General features: G+C 69.6%; 18 protein-coding genes. 5 read left to right on the forward strand and 13 right to left on the reverse strand.

Features of this window, described 5'->3' with window-relative positions; translation table 11 throughout:
• Position 1 precedes the first annotated feature (1 nt).
• Positions 2-772 (reverse strand): SDR family oxidoreductase, encoded by a 771-nt coding sequence (locus FPT20_RS07945; protein ID WP_158864186.1) that lies wholly within the window; start codon positions 770-772, stop codon positions 2-4.
• A gap of 108 nt (positions 773-880) precedes the next feature.
• Between FPT20_RS07945 and FPT20_RS07950 the strand changes: the two genes are divergently transcribed.
• The 4 genes from FPT20_RS07950 (at position 881) to FPT20_RS07965 (ending at position 3,590) form a co-directional block, all read left to right on the forward strand.
• A complete protein-coding gene (locus tag FPT20_RS07950) occupies positions 881-1,381 on the forward strand; it encodes an NfeD family protein (protein WP_158864188.1) in 501 nt (166 codons plus the stop codon).
• A complete protein-coding gene (locus FPT20_RS07955) occupies positions 1,378-2,352 on the forward strand; it encodes an SPFH domain-containing protein (protein WP_233265440.1) in 975 nt (324 codons plus the stop codon). The genes FPT20_RS07950 and FPT20_RS07955 overlap by 4 nt, the downstream gene beginning before the upstream one ends.
• Positions 2,349-3,101, forward strand: a complete 753-nt coding sequence (locus FPT20_RS07960; protein ID WP_158864190.1) for a glycerophosphodiester phosphodiesterase — start codon at positions 2,349-2,351, stop codon at positions 3,099-3,101. The genes FPT20_RS07955 and FPT20_RS07960 overlap by 4 nt, the downstream gene beginning before the upstream one ends.
• 117 nt (positions 3,102-3,218) lie before the next feature.
• Entirely contained in the window at positions 3,219-3,590 is a 372-nt protein-coding gene (locus tag FPT20_RS07965) for an RNA polymerase-binding protein RbpA (RefSeq protein WP_158864192.1), read from the forward strand.
• A gap of 86 nt (positions 3,591-3,676) precedes the next feature.
• Here FPT20_RS07965 and lnt read toward each other — a convergent pair whose 3' ends face one another.
• The 10 genes from lnt to FPT20_RS08015 form a co-directional block, all read right to left on the reverse strand.
• Positions 3,677-5,170: an apolipoprotein N-acyltransferase gene (lnt, locus tag FPT20_RS07970; protein ID WP_158867941.1), complete on the reverse strand. Its 1,494-nt coding sequence runs from the start codon at positions 5,168-5,170 to the stop codon at positions 3,677-3,679.
• Positions 5,171-5,255: 85 nt separating this feature from the next.
• Complete coding sequence (locus FPT20_RS07975) at positions 5,256-7,682, reverse strand: DEAD/DEAH box helicase (protein WP_158864194.1); 2,427 nt, start codon at positions 7,680-7,682, stop codon at positions 5,256-5,258.
• Between the two features lie 44 nt (positions 7,683-7,726).
• The gene (gene tatC / locus FPT20_RS07980; protein WP_158864196.1) at positions 7,727-8,479 is read right to left on the reverse strand and encodes a twin-arginine translocase subunit TatC; all 753 of its coding nucleotides are present in this window, start codon (positions 8,477-8,479) and stop codon (positions 7,727-7,729) included.
• A gap of 43 nt (positions 8,480-8,522) precedes the next feature.
• Positions 8,523-8,792 carry a Sec-independent protein translocase subunit TatA gene (gene tatA, locus FPT20_RS07985; protein WP_158864198.1) on the reverse strand — a complete coding sequence of 90 codons (270 nt, stop codon included), beginning with the start codon at positions 8,790-8,792 and terminating at the stop codon, positions 8,523-8,525.
• A 4-nt stretch (positions 8,793-8,796) separates the two neighbouring features.
• Positions 8,797-9,147: a hypothetical protein gene (locus tag FPT20_RS07990; protein ID WP_158864200.1), complete on the reverse strand. Its 351-nt coding sequence runs from the start codon at positions 9,145-9,147 to the stop codon at positions 8,797-8,799.
• Between the two features lie 28 nt (positions 9,148-9,175).
• The gene (locus FPT20_RS07995) at positions 9,176-10,150 is read right to left on the reverse strand and encodes a helix-turn-helix transcriptional regulator (RefSeq protein WP_158864202.1); all 975 of its coding nucleotides are present in this window, start codon (positions 10,148-10,150) and stop codon (positions 9,176-9,178) included.
• On the reverse strand, positions 10,143-11,219 hold the full coding sequence (locus FPT20_RS08000; protein ID WP_158864204.1) for a helix-turn-helix transcriptional regulator: 1,077 nt from the start codon (positions 11,217-11,219) through the stop codon (positions 10,143-10,145). Before FPT20_RS08000 ends, FPT20_RS07995 begins: the two co-directional genes overlap by 8 nt.
• A 19-nt stretch (positions 11,220-11,238) precedes the next feature.
• A complete protein-coding gene (locus FPT20_RS08005; RefSeq protein ID WP_158864206.1) occupies positions 11,239-12,168 on the reverse strand; it encodes a peptidylprolyl isomerase in 930 nt (309 codons plus the stop codon).
• A 61-nt stretch (positions 12,169-12,229) separates the two neighbouring features.
• Positions 12,230-13,294: a tRNA (adenine-N1)-methyltransferase gene (locus FPT20_RS08010; RefSeq protein WP_233265441.1), complete on the reverse strand. Its 1,065-nt coding sequence runs from the start codon at positions 13,292-13,294 to the stop codon at positions 12,230-12,232.
• Positions 13,291-13,977: an HAD family hydrolase gene (locus tag FPT20_RS08015; protein WP_267902716.1), complete on the reverse strand. Its 687-nt coding sequence runs from the start codon at positions 13,975-13,977 to the stop codon at positions 13,291-13,293. Before FPT20_RS08015 ends, FPT20_RS08010 begins: the two co-directional genes overlap by 4 nt.
• An 85-nt stretch (positions 13,978-14,062) precedes the next feature.
• Between FPT20_RS08015 and FPT20_RS08020 the strand changes: the two genes are divergently transcribed.
• Positions 14,063-14,995, forward strand: a complete 933-nt coding sequence (locus tag FPT20_RS08020) for a proteasome assembly chaperone family protein (protein WP_158864208.1) — start codon at positions 14,063-14,065, stop codon at positions 14,993-14,995.
• Positions 14,996-15,027: 32 nt separating this feature from the next.
• Here the strand turns inward: FPT20_RS08020 and FPT20_RS08025 are convergent, their stop codons facing one another.
• On the reverse strand, positions 15,028-15,891 hold the full coding sequence (locus FPT20_RS08025; RefSeq protein WP_158864210.1) for an undecaprenyl-diphosphate phosphatase: 864 nt from the start codon (positions 15,889-15,891) through the stop codon (positions 15,028-15,030).
• A 46-nt stretch (positions 15,892-15,937) separates the two neighbouring features.
• Positions 15,938-17,272, reverse strand: coding sequence for a M20/M25/M40 family metallo-hydrolase (locus FPT20_RS08030; protein WP_158864212.1), 1,335 nt, complete (start codon positions 17,270-17,272; stop codon positions 15,938-15,940).
• Positions 17,273-17,423 lie beyond the last annotated feature (151 nt).

The following is a 17,423-nucleotide window of genomic DNA, read 5'->3' on the forward strand; positions in this document are numbered from 1 at the left end:
GTCACTCCGCGACCGGCGCGAAGCTGGAGACGTCGCCCACCAGCCGGGTGTGATCGGCCGGAACGGGGTCGACCACGGCGGCGGCGACCTCGGCGGCGAACTCGCTGACGTTGTAGAGCTTGCCGGCGGCCTCCTTGCGGGCGTCGATCGCTCCCGGGTTCAGCCGGTTGAGCAGCGTCGCCGTGATGGTGCCCTCGATCATGTCGCCCGACACGACCACGAACTCGATGCCCTTCTCGGTGAGGCTCGGGAGGAGCTCGCGCAGAGCGTCCTCGCCCGCGCGCTTGCTGAGGGCGACGGCCTCGTACTCCGGCATGGTCGGCGTGGTGCGGATGAAGTGCGCCTGGTGGCTCGTGACGAAGACGACCCGCGACCCGGATGCGAGGAGCGGCAGCGCTGCCGTGAGGACACCGACCTGGGCGTCGCGGTTGAGCTTCATCGCGTAGTCCTCGGCCATGCCGGACTCCATGCCGCCCGACGCGTTGAGCACGAGGACGTCGAGGCCGCCCCACTCCTGCTCGACCGTGCGGAACATGGCCTCCACGGACTCCTGGTCGGTGAGGTCGGCACCGACGACGAGCGCCTCGCCCCCGCGCTCGCGGATGGCGTCGGCGAGCTTGACGGCCCGCGCCTCCTTGTTGCGGTAATTGATCGCGACACGCGCCCCGGCCTCAGCAAGGTACTGGACGGTGTCGGCCCCGATTCCGCGCGACGAGCCCGTGACGAGGGCGCGCCTTCCGGCCAGGGACTGCGGGGCGAGAGGGTTGGACACGGGTTCTCCTCGGACTGTGGACAGCTGCTTTCTGAGACTACCAAGTGGGTTCCCGGCGCTGTCCCAAGCACCTGCTAGCGTCAGAGAAAGCAGTGAAAGAGGCACACCATGGACATCACATCCTTCGCATGGATCGTGTGGCTCGTCCTCATCCTCGTGTTCATCATCATCGAGATGCTCTCGCTCGATCTCGTCTTCCTGATGATGGCCATCGGCAGCCTGGGCGGCCTCGTCTCCGGCCTCGTCGGCGTTCCCTGGTGGGGCCAGCTGATCATCGCCGCCGCGCTGTCGGTGGTCCTGATCTTCTTCATCCGGCCTCCGCTTCTCCACGCCCTCAAGCGCGGCTCAGACCCGTACAAGAGCAACGTCGAACGCCTCATCGGCATGAGCGGAACGGTCGTCGAGACGGTCTCGCGCAGTTCGGGCCTCGTGAAGCTCCAGATCGGCGAGACCTGGACCGCCCGCCTGGTGCACGCCCACGACGCACCGCCCCAGCTCGTCCCCGGCGACCACGTCGTCGTCGTCTCGATCGAGGGTGCGACCGCCGTCGTCGCCCCGGCACCGGTCTCGGCCGGCACCGACGGCATCACCGAGAGGAGCGTTCCGTGAACAACGTCAGCCAGCTCATCGTGACGATCGTGGTGACCGCGATCGTCCTGGTGATCGCGATCTTCGTCCTGGTCACGCTCTTCCGGTCGGTCCGGATCATCCCCCAGGCCCGAGCCGGGGTGGTCGAACGACTCGGGAGGTACCACAAGACCCTCAACCCCGGGCTGAACGTCGTCGTGCCCTTCATCGACAAGGTCCGCCCGCTGCTCGACATGCGCGAGCAGGTCGTCTCGTTCCCGCCGCAGCCGGTGATCACCGAGGACAACCTCGTCGTCTCCATCGACACCGTCGTCTACTTCCAGGTGACGGACGCGCGGGCCGCGACGTACGAGATCGCCAATTACCTCGGCGCCGTCGAGCAGCTCACCACCACGACCCTCCGCAATGTGGTCGGCGGCCTCAACCTGGAGCAGGCCCTCACCAGCCGCGACAACATCAACGGCCAGCTGCGCATCGTCCTCGACGAGGCGACCGGCAAGTGGGGCATCCGCGTCTCGCGCGTCGAACTGAAGGCGATCGAGCCGCCCGCGTCCATCCAGGACTCCATGGAGAAGCAGATGCGCGCGGAGCGCGACCGGCGTGCCGTGATCCTCACCGCGGAGGGCAACAAGCAGTCCGAGATCCTCAACGCCGAGGGCCTGAGGCAAGCGGCGATCCTGAGGGCCGAGGGCGAGGCGAAGGCCGCCGTGCTCCGGGCCGAGGGCGAGGCGAAGGCGATCACGACGGTGTTCGGCGCGATCCACGAGGGCAACCCCGACAGCCTGCTGCTCGCCTACCAGTACCTGCAGACCCTGCCCAAGCTGGCGGACGGCGCATCGAACAAGCTCTGGATCATCCCGAGCGAACTCACGGAGGCCCTCAAAGGCATCGGCCAGGCGTTCGGAACCCGCGCCGGCGACGCCGGCCCCGTCACGCCGGGCGCGACCGACACCGTCGCCGTCCCCGCCGGCGACGGGCCCGCTCCGGCGTGACCTTCCTCTCGGGGCCGAAGCCGCGGATCATCGCGCATCGAGGCCTCGCTCTCGAGGCACCGGAGAACACGCTCCTCGCCTTCCTGAAGGCGCTGAGCGCGGGCGCTACGCACCTCGAGACGGATGTGCACGCCTCGGCGGATGGGGTCGCCGTGATCAGTCACGACCCCGACCTGTCCAGGACCGCAGGCCGCGAGGTCCGCGTGGGGCAGCTGACGATGACGGAGCTCCGCCGCGTCCAGCTGGGCCAGGGACAGGGGTTCGCGTCTCTCGCCGAGGCTCTGGAGGCCTTCCCTGAGGCCCGGTTCAACGTCGATGTGAAAGGCGACGACGCCGTCGAGCCGACCGTCCGCGCGATCCGCGAGGCGCGCGCCCCCGATCGGGTGCTCATCACCAGCTTCTCCTCGGCCCGAAGGCGGCGCGTCGTCCAAGCACTGCCCGGAGTCGCGACCTCGCCGGGCGTCTCCGAGTTCACGACCGCGCTGGCCGGCGCCAAGCTCGGTCTGGGCGCCGTCACGCGGCGGTCGCTCGCCGGATTCACGGCTGTCCAGGCGCCTCGGCGTCGAGGACCCGTGTCGATCGTCACCCGGCGCACGGTCCGGCGCTTCCAGGAGGCCGGCGTCGAGGTCCACGTCTGGACGATCAACGACCCGGCGGAGATGACCCAGCTGCTCGACCTGGGCGTGGACGGCATCGTCACCGACCGTTGCGACGTCCTCCACGCGCTCCTCGCGGAGCGACGAGCCTGATCCTTTCCGCCGCCGCCGTTCACTGTGAGCCCGCTGACAGTAGGGCGGCCCCGGAAAGAGAATCCCCAGCTTGACGGTTTATAACTGTGAGGATTCGCGCACAGAGGAGACCACACAATGGCAGATCGCAGTTTGCGCGGAATGAGGCTTGGCGCCCAGAGCCTACAAAGCGAAGAAGGCGTCGTCTACTCTCCGCGTTCCCATTACACCTACGCCTGCACCGTCTGCGGCAAGGAGACCGATATGGTCTTCTCCGCCGACGCCGAGGCCCCCGACACCTGGGAGTGCAAGCACTGCGGCCACGAGGCCCGGCTGCTCGTCGGCGACATCCCCGTCGAGGTCGACCACTCCGACGTCAAGACGCCGCGGTCGCACTGGGACATGCTGCTCGAGCGCCGCACCCGCGCCGAGCTCGAGGAACTCCTGGAGGAGCGCCTCCAGTACCTCCGGGCCCGCCGCGGCGCCGGAGAGCACAAGCACAGCGCCTGACGCTCCCGGGTTCTCCCGGACCCCGAAAGCCGCCCCGCCGATGGCGAGGGCGGCTTTCGCCTGTCCGGGCTCGATCCCGGACCGGTTCAGCGCAGTGCTCGGCGTGGTGCCGGAGACGGCTCACGCCGGGAGGCGGACGCGACCATCAGACCGAAGAGACCGAGTCCCATGACGAGGATCTCGATTCCGCGGCTGAGAAGAGTCGCAGGTGTCGTCGTGGTCCCGAGGGGCACCTCCGCGATCATGTGGCCCGGCCGGAACGGCGGTGTGCTCGCGATGGTCCGGCCGTCGGGCCCGATGATCTGGCTGCTTCCGACGGTGGAGATGTTGACGAGCGATCTCCCCGACTCGATGGCGCGCAGGCGGGCGATCGCGAGCTGCTGCTGGTTCTCGTCGGTCTCCCCGAAGTCCGCGTTGTTCGTCTGCGCGAGGATGATCTGGGCGCCGCCGTGCATCATGTCGGTCAGCAGTTGGTCGTCGACGATGTCGAAGCAGATCGAGATGCCCGCGCGCACACCGTCGACGGCGAAGACGTTGTCCCTCGTCCCCGGCGTGTAGTCGCGTCCGATGAGATCGATGAGGCTCGGTGCGAACGGACGCCAGAAGGCGCGATCCGGAACGTACTCCCCGAAAGGAACGGGATGCTTCTTGTCGTAGAAGTCGACGGCACCGCGCCCGGCCTTCCACAGCAATGACGTGTTGTAGTAGTCGCCACCGCGGTACGTGATCGTGCCGACCACGAAGGGCGCGCCCATCTTGCGGCTCAGCGCGTCGAGGATGGAGGCGTAGCTCGGCTCGCGGGTGGGGTCCGGAAGCGCCGACCCCTCCGGCCACACGACCATGTCCACCTTCTGATCGGTGATCTTCAGGGTCTCTGCGACCTGCGCGTTGAACACCGCGCCGACCGGCGCATTGTCGAAGTAGCCTGCCGGGCCGTTGCCCTGCACGGCCGCGATACGGGTGGAGCCGTGCGTCGTCGCCGGCCAGGCGGGAATCGCGAGGACGAGCGATACGGCGACGCCCGCGAGGAGCCACCGCTGCACGCCGGGAAGGTCAGCCGCGATGGCGAGCTCCACCGCGAACGCGACCAACCAGACCATCGCGAAGCCGACGCCCGAGATCCCCAGCCACGCGACCAGCGGGGCGAACGGGCTCGTCGACTGCGACTCCGCGACGCGGCCCCACGAGAAGCCGCCGTAGGGCCAGGTCCCCGTGACATACTCCCGGAGGATCCAGAGGCCGGCGACCACGACCGGGACCAGGCCCAGCCTCCCGAGGAGCGTGGGGAAGGCTCGCGGCACCCACCGGTAGGCGAGCGAGATCAGTACGCCTCCCGCTCCCCAGAACAGCGCTTCGAAGGTCGACAGGGCCACCCACGGCACCGGGCCGAGATAGAGCGCCGTCCAGGACACGTGAACGAGGTAGAAGGCCTCACCCGCGACGAAGCCGATGAGGAAGGCGGTGCCCGCGCGGCGTCCCCGCTGGGCCAGCAGCACCATGGCGATACCCAGGAAGGTGAGCGGCCACCAATCCTTGTCGGGGAAGCCCGCATCAAGGACCGGCCCGGCGGCGGCCGCCATCAGCAGCGCGAGCCACAGCGGGAGCGGGGCGAGGCGCGGTGGGGTCACGAAGGGAGAGCTTAAGGCATGCGGCTCAGCGGCCCGCTCAGGCAACGGACGAGTACGCCACGATCCCGCGCCGGATCGCGTCGAGAGCCTGGCGCGCGACCCGGCCGACGTTGCCCTGGGCGACCAGGGAGAGCTGATCGAGCAGGTCGATCGTCTGCTTGGCCCAGCGCACGAAGTCGCCCGCGGCCATGTCCGCCTCCGTGAGGACCGCGTTCAGCCCCGAGCCGCGCGCCCACAGGTGCATCGCCAGGGCGAGCGCCGTCGAGGGCGGCTCACTGCCCGGGAGGCGATGCTCGCGTTCGAGGTCGTCGAGACGCGCCCACAGGTCGGTGGTGCGGTCGAGGGCCGGGCGGAAGGCGCCGCGGGGCAGCGACCGCTCGTGCGCGAGCCCTTCGTCGCGGCGCGGCTCGAAGACGAGCGCGCACGCCATCGCCGCCAGGCTGGGGGCATCGAGGTCTTTCCAGACGTTCCGGCGCAGGCACTCGGCGACGAGCAGGTCCCGCTCGCCGTAGATCCGCTTGAGCGTGCGTCCGTGCACCGTCAGAGCGGTTTCACCGTCTTCCGAGGTCAGGTAGCCGAGTTCGAGAAGGACATCCGAGACGCGGTCGAAGACCTTGGCGACGGCCCCCGTGCGCGACTGGATCTGCGCGCTGAGGCGGTCCGTGTCGCGCTTGAGCTTGAAGAACCGCTCCGCCCACCGCGCGTGCTGCTCGCGATCCGGGCAGCGGTGGCAGGGGTGCTCCTTCATCCGCTTGCGGAGAGCGTTGAGCTGCCGCTGGCGGCGCTCCTTCTCGGCATTGGAGGCGTTGTCGACGCGTTTCCGCTCGAGATCGGTGAGTTCCCTGCGGATGCCCGCGTACTCGCGGAAGTCGCCCAGATGGCACGTCATGGCGTCGACGTAACCCGCGAGGGACTCCTCCTGCTGCTTCACCTTGCGCGCCAGATCGACGACCGCCCGGTCGGCCTGGAACTGGGCGAAGGACGATTCCAGGATCTCGCGAGTGCGCGCACGCCCGAACTGGTCGATGAGGTTGACCGCCATGTTGTACGTCGGCCGGAAGCTCGAGTTGAGCGGGTAGCTCCGCCGGGAGGCGAGGGCCGCGACCGACTGCGGATCGAGTCCGTCCTCCCACTGGATCACCGAATGGCCCTCGACGTCGATGCCGCGCCGGCCCGCCCGCCCGGTCAGCTGCGTGTACTCCCCCGGCGTGATCGGGACGCGCGCTTCGCCGTTGAACTTCTCGAGCTTCTCGAGCACGACCGTCCGGGCCGGCATGTTGATCCCCAGGGCGAGGGTCTCCGTCGCGAAGACCACCTTCACGAGCTTGCGCCGGAACAGCTCCTCCACCACCTCCTTGAAGGCCGGAAGCAGTCCGGCGTGGTGGGCCGCGACGCCTCGCTCGAGGCCTTCCAGCCACTCCCAGTAGCCGAGGACGGCGAGATCTTCGTCGAGAAGGGTGCGACAGCGCTCCTCGACGAGCGCGCGGATCTCCTCGCGCTCCCGGGCGTCGGTGAGCCGGACGCCGGACCGCAGGGTCTGCAGCACCGCCTGATCGCAACCGTTGCGGCTGAAGATGAAGAAGATGGCGGGCAGCAGGTTCCGCTCGCCGAGCAGGTGCACGATGTCGGCCCGGCTCATCCGGAACGAGTCGGGGCGCCCGCCCCGCGAGTGATACCTCCCGACGTCTTTCATCTGGCGACTGCTCAGCGTGCGCCCGCCGTAGCGAGCCATCTGGACGAGCTCCGGATTGACCCGGTTCGTCGCCGCGAGGCCCGAGGAGTCGAAGAGATCGATCAGCTTGGAGCGCATGAGGATGTGCTGCTCGAGCGGAACGGGGCGCTCCTCCGACACGATGACGTCGGTGTCGCCGCGGACGGCCTGGAGCCAGTCGCCGAACTCCTCCGCGTTCGAGACGGTGGCGCTCAGGGAGACCATCCGCACCTCCGATGGGAGGTGGATGATGACCTCCTCCCAGACGGCGCCGCGGAACCGGTCCGCGAGGTAGTGCACCTCGTCCATGACGACATACGCCAGATCGCTCAGGAGGTCGGAGTCGGCGTACAGCATGTTGCGCAGGACCTCGGTCGTCATCACGACGATCCGCGCGTGCGAGTTGATGTTGGTGTCGCCGGTGAGGAGGCCGACCGACTCCGGTCCGTACGCCTCCGCGAACTCCTGGAACTTCTGGTTGCTCAGCGCCTTCATCGGCGTCGTGTAGAACACCTTGGCGTTCGCCTCGCGCATCGCGAGGAAGACGGCGAATTCGGCCACGACGGTCTTCCCCGCTCCGGTCGGAGCGGCGACGAGCACGCTCCGACCGTTCTCGAGGCTGGCGCACGCCTCACGCTGGAACGGGTCGAGGTCGAACCGCTGCGCGGCCCGGAAGGTCGCGAGGAGGGGCTGTCGGGCGCTCTGCCGGGAGGCCGCGTAGCGCTCCGCCGGAGACAGCGTCTGGTCGGTCACCATCCCACCCTATGCCGCGACGGCCACGGCACCGACGGGCCCGCCTATGCCGCGAGTTCCGCTTCGAGGCGCGAGGCCGCCCGGGCCGCCCGCCGGTCGTGCAGCCACGCGACGCCGTAGGCCGCGAAGTACAGCGCGACCATAGGGATCGCCAGGAGGAACATCGAGAGCACGTCAGCCGCCGGCGTCGCGATGGCGGTGAACAGCGCGATGAGGATCAGGGCCCAGCGCCACGACGCGATGATCGACTTGGCGCTCAGCACGCCCACGAAGTTGAGCAGCACCAGGAACACCGGGAGGACGAAGGCGATCCCCACGGCGATCACGAGCTTCATGATGAAGTCGAAGTACGTCTTCGCCTGGATGATCGCGGAGTCCTGCTCGGGCGCGAAGCTCGTGAGGAGGCTGACGATGTGCGGCACGAGGAGCCAGCCGCAAACGCCCCCCGCGATGAACAGCGGGACCGCCGTGAAGAAGAAGCCGAACCCGTACTTCAGCTCCTTGCGCGTGAGCGCGGGGACGAAGAACGCCCAGATCTGGTAGAGCCAGACCGGACTGGAGATGATGGCGCCGATGGTGATCGCCATCTGCATCTTGAGGTCGAAGGCGCCCGTGATGCTGTCGTAATTGAGCATCGCCTCGCGGTTCTGCTGCTTCGCGATCTCGGTGATCGGGCCGCGCAGGGCGTCCATCACCGGGCCGGCGAGAAACCACCCGATGATCGAGCCGCCGAACAGAGCCAGCGCGGAACGGAAGAGGCGTTTGCGAAGCTCGATGAAGTGCTCTGTGAGCGACATCCGCCCTTCGCGGTTCTTGCCTCGCTTCGTCGAGGCCACCGGGTTACGGCTTCGGCTTGGATTCGGTCGCGGGGTCGGTCACGGCGGGGGCCGGTGCCGGGGTGACCGCGGTGTCGGCCGGGGTCGCGGGAGCCGTCGCGGACGTCTCGGGCGTCTCCTTGCCGTCCTTCTTCATCTCCTCGACCTCGCCCTTGAAGATCCGCATGGACTGGCCGATGCTCTTGGCGAGAGCGGGAAGCTTGGGCGCACCGAAGAGGAGCAGGATCACAGCGAGGATGATGAGCAGGTGCCATCCGGTCAGGCCTGCGAACATGAGATCAAGTCCTTCGAATCAGGTGGGCGTAGCGGTTCGGGTCCGCCTGGACCAGTAGTTTACCGCGTCTGACCCGGGCATCCCTGCGAGCTTGCCTTGCGACCGCGCGTTCCGCCAAGCGTTCCGAGCGCTGCTCGTGCAGCTCCGCGAGGTCGGCGAAGACCGCGGGATGGAACGGCTCCTCGCTGAGTTCGTCAGCGTGGCGGCCGAGCACCTCCGTCTTCGCGAGCAGGTCGGCCGCGTCGCGTCCGGCGGCGACAACTTTCCGGAACAGCCACCAGGCGAAGAAGGCGAGCATGCCCAGAAGGCCGAGCACGAGCACCGACCAGATCAGGAGCCAGGACCACCAGGGCATGCAGCGAGCCTACCCGGGAAGGACGTGATCAGCGGTAGCGGTCGGCGCCCGCGCGTGCCCAGTCCGCCACAACGCGCCGGGCCTCAGGCGGATCCAGGACGGTAAGGACTCCGGCCAGTCCCGCCACGAGTCGCTTCAGTCCGTGGAAGTGCGCCACCCGGACGCTCGTGCGCACCATTCCATCGTGCTCCGACCGAGCCGCACCCTCCGGGATGTAGTCCTCGATGAGCGGCACCGCCGAAGCGGCAACCTCCACCGACACGAGCTGGTCGTCGGGCGTGCCGGTGAAGAGCGTCTCGGGGAGCTTCACGTCGCCCGGGCGGTACGTGATCGCCTCCTGCGTGGCGACCAGCCCGTCGATGCGGTCCAGCCGGAAGGTCCGGATCGCGGTGCGGAGGTGATCCCAGCCGCGGAGGTACCAGTCCTGGTCGACCGACTCGATGCGGAGCGGGTCCACCCGGCGGCGCTCCTTCTCTCCGCGCGAGTTCCGGTAGTCGAATTCGACCTGGGTCCCGGCCACCACCGCGTCCCGGATCGTCGCAAGAGTCTCGTCGGTGTGCGACCGGGCCACCGCGAGCTGACTGGGCGCCGCGGACGCCCCGCGTGCCAGCTTGGCCATCAGCGACCCGATCACATCGCGATCGGCGTTCTCCGGCAGGGCGGTGAGGTACTGGAGGCCGGCGATGAGCGCGGCAGCCTCCCGCGCGGAGAAACGCGGGGAGTCGTCGATCGCGACCTGGTGCGTGAGCACGATCTGGTCGTTGTCCTCGAAGTCGTCCCAGGAGATGTCGAACAGGTCGCCCGGTTGGTACGCGTTGGTCTCCCCCGGCACGCCTGAGACGGCGATGAGCCGGACGGCGTCGCGCAACTGCTCCTGGTCGACGCCGAAGTGATCCGCCGCCTCGGCGACGCTCACCCGGTCGCGGTCCATGAGGTACGGCACGAGCGCGAGGAGGAAGGCGAGCTTGTCCTGAGCCTGCATCGGTTTGCGGCGCTCAGCCATCGGCACGCTCCTCCCGGGTGGCACGCGCGCCGGCGGCCGAGTCGTCGTGAGCCGACGCCACGCTGTCCAGCCGCTCTACGACCTTCCTGCGCACCTCGTCCGGCGAGAGGACGAGCACTTCGGGCCCGTAGGACGCGAGCTCGTCGGCCAGGATGTTCACGTCCGAGTAGTTGACCGTCAGCCGCGACGGCTCACCGTCCGCCCCCGCGGAGACCGCGTCGCCGTACCGCTTGCTGAGGCGGGTGGCCGCGTCCGTCCCAGCCGTGACCTCGATCTCGGCGACGTTGGCCCGCCAGATCCGCTCGAGCTCGTCGAGCGCGCGCTCGGCGAAGCCCTCTCCGTCGGCCTCGTAGTCGGCCGGATCGAACGGGCGCGAGGTCAGCTTGACCGGTCCGACGATGCGGGAGAGCAGGAAGGTCCGCGATTCCTCGACGCCCCGGTCGATGCCCTGGAGGTGCCACCGGCCCTCGTGCTGAACGAGCGCCAAGGGTGCCACAGTGCGCACCCGGGACGCGCTCTCACCGGGTTTCAGGTACGGGAACTGCACCAGCACGTGACGCTCCAGCGCCTGGCTCAGCGGCTCGAAAGCGCTCTCGCGGACGCGCAACCGCGGGGCGTACCCGACGACCGGGTCGTCCGCCTCCACGCCGAGCGACCGCAGCTTCATCAGCGCGCGCCGGGACTCGCCCGAGAGCGATCCCTCCCGCCACACGGTCGCCGCCAGGGCCAGCAGCGTGATCTCCGCGGGCGAGAACGAGATGTCCTCGGGAAGGTCGTATGCCCCTTTGGGAATGCGATAGCGCAGCAGCTGATTGTTGCCGGCCGCGTCCGGCGCCTCCACCGTCTCGAGCGGGACACCCAGGTCGCGGATGTCGTCCTTGTCGCGCTCGAACTGGCGCTCGAGGCTCGAGTTGTCGCCATGAGGCGCGTACCGCTGCCGATAGCCCTGAACGGTCGACAGGATCTCGTTCTTGGTCAGGCCGTTCTCCGTCGCCAGCAGCGCGAGGACGAGGCTGAACAGGCGCTCCTCGACCGGGACGCGCGACGGCGATGACGAGGATCGGGACACCCGTCCATCCTAGTGCGGGCTAGCGCACCCCGAGGATGTCGACGACCCACGCGGCGGCGGGGACCGACCCGCTCGCGGGCGTCTCGACGACCACCTGCGAGCCGACCTTCTTCCCGACGAGCTGCCCCAGCATCGCCTGCGGCAGCACCGAGCTGTTCTGGTTCTGGATGTTGCTCTGGCCGGTGCTCATGCTGGCGAGGTCAGGGCCGCCCGCACCCCAGCTGGTGGTGAGGACGTTCTTGTTGTCCCAGCCGACGGCGGTGTACTGGAGGACGACGATGCTGTCCTTCTTCACCGTCGCGCCATCCCCCTCCTTGAGGAGCTCGCTGCGCACCTTCTTCGGGGCCCCGCCCGAGGACGGGAGCGTGATCCCCGGCTGACCGCTGGGCGCCAGGACGACGGTCGGGAAGCCCGACACGGAGGGGCGGACGGCGCCGTTCGCGGCGGCGAGCGACGTGTTCACGACGTCGACGACGTAGATCTGGGCGGCTCCGGCCGCGCTCGACTGCGCACCCGCATCCTTCGGGGAGATCGCGATCGCGACCCGCGACCCGACCTTCGTGCATTGCACGCCGCGGCTGAGGACGCCGGCGACGCCCGACGCCTTGGTGTCGAGTGGAAGGACGCCGGACTGGTTGCCGTAGCCGCTGCCCGCGACGGCACCGGTGCTGCCGTCGATGAGGGTGTAGCCGAGTTCGACGAGCTGGCCGCCGGTGACGGTCGCGCCGCTCCCCTCGGTGAGGACAGTGCGGTTCGAGGACGACGTGGCGATCGGGCTCGGAGCGGTGACCTTCGGCTCCTTGCCGATCGGTCCGCTGGCCCTGACGAGGGAGGACGCCGATCCCGACGGGAGCGCGCTGTCACAGTTCGCCTCGGGGCTCGACGAACAGCCGGTGAGCGCGAGGGCCACGAGGCCCGCTCCAATGACGAGTGCGGTAGCTCTGCGCACGGGTCCTCTTTCGGTGCGATCGGTCGGGGGATGCAGGCACTGCGGCCCACGGTCTCTCATGCTAGCCGACGCCGGGAGCGCCCTCGTCCGGGGCCACCGCCGGTTCCGACCACTCGGTGTCGGCGAAGTCGCCCTCCCCCGGGCCGTCGCCGCGGGTGCGCGCGAGTTCGGCACTCGCCGATGCCTCGCGCATCCGCTTGCGCAGACTCTTCGGGCTCGACTGACGCTCCCCGAGCGCGCCGGGGGTCCACGCCTCGACATCCTCGTCGCTGTAGTCGGACTTGGAGGGGCGGCGCTTCAGCTCCGGGAGGAGCGTCCCGGGAGCCAGCCGCCGGGCGGTGATCAGGAAACCGGTGTGCGCGATCATGCGGTGATCGGGACGGACGGCGAGTCCCTCGACGTGCCAGCCGCGCACCATCGTCTCGCTCGACTGCGGGTGGGTGTAGTCGCCGGAGGCGCGGATGGCCTCGGCCACGCGGGACAACTGGGTCACCGTCGCCACATAGCAGATGACGACGCCTCCCGGCTTGAGCGCCGCCGTCACCGCATCGAGCGTCTCCCACGGGGCGAGCATGTCGAGCACCACGCGATCGACGCTTGCCGGCTCGACCGCCGCGGGGAGGCTGTCCTGCAGGTCACCCACGGTCAGCGTCCAGTTCTTCGGATCCGAGCCGAGGAAGGTGACGGCATTGGCGCGCGCGACCTCCGCGAACTCCTCCCGGCGCTCGAAGGAGTGGAGGCGGCCCTCCGGCCCGATGGCGCGGAGCAGCCACAGGGACAGCGCACCGGAGCCGACGCCGGCCTCCACCACCGTGGCACCCGGGAAGATGTCGGCGAGCGCGAGGATCTGCGCAGCATCCTTCGGATAGACGATCGCGGCGCCGCGCGGCATCGACATGACGAAGTCGGTGAGGAGCGGCCGGAGCGCGAGATGCTCGACGCCCGCGTTGTTCGTGACCACGGACCCGTCGGGGAGGCCGATGATGTCGTCGTGGGCGAGCACGCCCCGGTGGCTGTGGAACAGCTTTCCCGGCTCGAGCGTGATCGTGTTCATCCGGCCCTTCGGACCGGTCAGCTGGACGCGGTCACCCGCCCGGAAGGGACCCGAACTGCGCGGGGCGCTCATCGGACGGCCGCCCGCGCGGCGGCGACGGCGAAGACGTCTTCGGCGGTGCGTCCCTCCAGGGTCGGCCAGAGCGTGTGCTCGTCGGACTCGGGGAGGGGCACGATGTGAGGGACGCCGATCGTGACGGCGCCCGAGTCCACCGCGGAGGCGAGCCCGACCAGCGAGTCCTCGATGGCGACGGCCTCGTGCGGTTCGATCTCGAGCAGGGCCGCGGCCCGCCGGTACGGCTCGGGATCGGGCTTGGGGCGCTCGACCTCGTCGCCGCTCACGATCACGTCGAAGGCGTCGAACGGGATGTGCGAGACGATCTGCTCGGCCATGCGGCGCACCGACATGGTGACGAGCGCCGTCCGGACGCCCCGCTCCCGGAGATCTTGGAGGAGCTCGCGTGCCCCCGGCCGCCACGGCACCCCGCGCTCGTCGAGGAGGGTCTGCACCCGGTCCGTCAGCCAGTGCACGATCCCGTCAGGGTCCATGTCGACTCCGCGCGACTGGAGGATCGCAGCCGAGTTCCACAACCCGAGACCGACGAGGAGGAGCCCGTCGTCGTGCGTCCACGTGCCGCCGAACGATCCGACGAGCTCGTGCTCGGCGACCATCCAGTACGGCTCGGTGTCGACCAGGGTGCCGTCCATGTCCCAGAGGACGGCGGCGGGCGGGCGCGGTGCGAGGGGTGCGGTCACAACGGGCAAGTCTATCGGGCGGAACCGGGCCTATCCTGGTGGGATGGCGCCCGACCGGACGCCAGGGAGGGCCAGGGACAGCTTCGTGACGGACGGACAGAACATCCTCGGCGGCCGCATCCTCGTGGTCGCGTTCGAGGGCTGGAACGACGCCGGGGAGGCCGCCAGCGGGGCCGTGAAGACCCTCAAGGACCAGCTCGACGTGGTGCCCATCGCCGAGGTCGACCCCGAGCTCTACTTCGACTTCCAGTTCAACCGCCCCGTGGTCGCCGAGGACGACGGCCGGCGCCGTCTCATCTGGCCCTCGGCCGTCGTGCTGGGTCCCGCGCGCCCGGGCCGGCCCGGCGAGGACCTGGCCGGCGACGCCGACCTGAGCGTCACCGGCGACAACGCCGGCAACATCTTCCTCCTCCTCGGGACGGAGCCCTCCCGCAGCTGGAAGAGCTTCACCGCCGAGATCATGGACGTCGCGCTGGCCGCAGACATCGGCGCCGTCGTCTTCCTCGGCGCCATGCTCGCGGACGTGCCGCACACCCGGCCGATCTCGGTCTTCGCCTCCAGCGAGAACGCGGCCGTGCGCGCCGAGCTCGGCGTCGAGCGGTCGACCTACGAGGGCCCGGTCGGCATCCTGAGCGCCCTCGCCGAGGGCGCTGAGGACGTGGGCATCCCGACCCTGATGATCTGGGCGTCGGTCCCCCACTATGTGCACAACGCCCCGAGCCCGAAGGCGGTGCTCGCCCTCATCGACAAGCTGGAGGAGCTCGTCGACGTCACCATCCCCCGCGGCACGCTGGTCGAGGAGGCCGCCGCGTGGGAGGCCGGCATCGACGCGCTCGCCGCCGACGACGAGGAGATGGCCGCTTACATCCAGCAGCTCGAGCAGGCGCGCGACACGGTCGACTCGCCCGAGGCGAGCGGCGAGGCGATCGCGCAGGAGTTCGAGCGCTATCTGCGCCGCCGAGGCGACGGCCGCGACGGCGGACCCGGGCGGGCGCCCGACGATCCTCGCCGCGGCTGATCGCAGCACGCCCCCGGGCGCTCAGAGCGCGCTCAGGCGGCGATCGCGCCGGTCGCCAGGAGGATCATGAGCAGCACGCCGAGCACGATGCGGTAGATCACGAACGGCAGGAAGCTCCTCCGCGAGATGTACCCCATGAAGAACGCGATGACGAGCAGTCCGACGACGAACGACACGACGGTGGCCGCGGCGGTCTCGACCGGGCCGAACACCTCCACCGTGCATGTCCCGGCGGCGGCGAGCGCGTCGGTGCACGGCTCCTTCACCGCCTTGTACAGCTGGTAGAGGCCGCTGCCGAAGACGGCGGGCAGAGCCAGGAGGAAGGAGTACCGGGCGGCCGCGCGACGCTGGTAGCCCATGAAGAGCCCGGCCGTGATCGTGCCGCCCGACCGGGAGACGCCGGGGATGAGTGCGAGCGCCTGCGCGAAGCCGTAGATGATCCCGTCGCCCCAGGTCAACTCGCGCAGCCGCTTCGTCTTGCGGCCGACCGCGTCGGCCACGCCGAGCAGGATGCCGAAGACGATCAACGTCGTCGCCACGATCCACAGCGACCGGAAGGTGGTCTCGATCTGGTTCTGGAAGAGCAGTCCCAGCACGACGATCGGGATGCTGCCGACGATCACGAGCCAGCCCATCCGCGCGTCGGGGTCGTTCCGCGGGATCCGCCCGAAGAGCGCCTGGAACCAGCGCGACACGATGCGGACGATGTCGCGCCAGAAGTAGAGGAGGACCGCCGCCTCGGTCCCGAGCTGAATGATCGCGGTGAACCGGGCACCCGGGTCGCCACCGGTTCCGAGCAGCTCGCCGACGATGCGGATGTGCGCGCTGGAGGAGATGGGGAGGAACTCGGTGAGGCCCTGCACGAGGCCGAGGATGAGCGCGTTGATGAGGTTCATACGTGTCTTTCCGGGGTCCGGGCCGGCCGGGGGCGGCGGGTCGGGCTCAGTAGCCGCGCAGGAGGTCTCGCAGCACGGTCCTTCCGAACACTAGCGAATCGAGCGGCACGCGCTCGTCGACACCGTGGAACATGCCCGGGAAATCCAGATCGCTCGGGAGGCGGAGCGGCGCGAACCCGTAGCCGGTGATCCCGAGCTTGCTGAGCGCCTTGTTGTCGGTGCCGCCCGACAGGAGGTACGGGAGGACCGGCGCCCCGGGGTCATGCCGTTCCAGCGTCTCGGTGATGGCGTCGATGAGGCTCCCGTCGAACGCTGCCTCGAGCCCGATGTCGCGGTGCATGATCCGGATCTCGATGTCGTCTCCGACCAGCTCGCGGACGCGCTCGAGAACGGCGTCCTCCTCGCCCGGGAGGGTCCTGATATCGATCAGCGCCTCCGCGGTGTCGGGGATGACGTTGTGCTTGTATCCGGCCTCGAGCAGCGTGGGGTTCGTCGTCGTGCGCAGCGTCGCCAGGATGAAGCCGGCCGCGGTCCCCGTACGGATCACGAGGTCGTCGGGACCGACCTGCTCGGGATCGACGCCGAGCAGGCGGCCGAGCTCTCCGATCAAGCGGGTGGTCGTGCCGGTCAGCCGGACCGGCCACTCCTCGCGCCCGATGGCGACGACGGCTTCGGCCAGCCGGGTGATGGCATTGTCGCGGATGAGCCGCGATCCGTGCGCCGCGAGCCCGCGGGCGACGAGCTTGATCCAGACGAGCGACTTCTCGCCGGTCTGGAGGAGGTAGGCACGCCGTCCCTCCAGGTCGATCGAGTAGCCGCCGACCTCGCTGATCGCCTCGGTGGCGCCGGCGAAGAGTTCGGGCCGGGTGTCGACGAGGTGATGGGAGCCGCGTCGTCCGCCGTCCTCCTCGTCGGCGAAGAACGCGACGACGAGGTCGCGCTCGGGCTGCTCCCCCGCGCCCAGGATGTCCCCGACCGCTGTCAGGATCATGGCGTCCATGTTCTTCATGTCGACCGCGCCGCGGCCCCAGAGGAGGCCGTCCTTGATGACGCCGCCGAACGGGTCGACGGACCAGGCGCGCGCGTCGGCGGGGACCACGTCGAGATGACCGTGCACCACCAGCGCCGGCTTGCCAGCATTCCGTCCTTCGACGCGCGCGACGACGCTCGTCCGGCCGGGATCGGAGTCGAACAGCTGCGGCTTCAGGCCGAGGGCCTGGAGCCGCGCCTCCACGTACTCCGCGGCGTCGGTCTCGCCGTTCGAGCGGCCCTCGCCGTAGTTCGTCGTGTCGAACCGGATGAGGTCGCGGGCGATGACCGCCGTCTCGTCGAGTGGGCCGTCGCCGTCGTTCGCGGACGTGGTCTCCGAGGTCTCCGTCATGCCGTCAACGCTACCCGGAGCGGGGTCGCGCTCGCGCCACGCCCGGGATGCCGGACGATGTGATTCCGGCCTGGTAATCCGTGCTAATGTCTTTCTTCGGCAGCCGGAACACGGCATGCCGAAGCGCTCACCCTCCGGGTGGCGGCACCCT

This window comes from Leifsonia sp. AG29 (assembly GCF_009765225.1).
Lineage (GTDB): Bacteria > Actinomycetota > Actinomycetes > Actinomycetales > Microbacteriaceae > Leifsonia.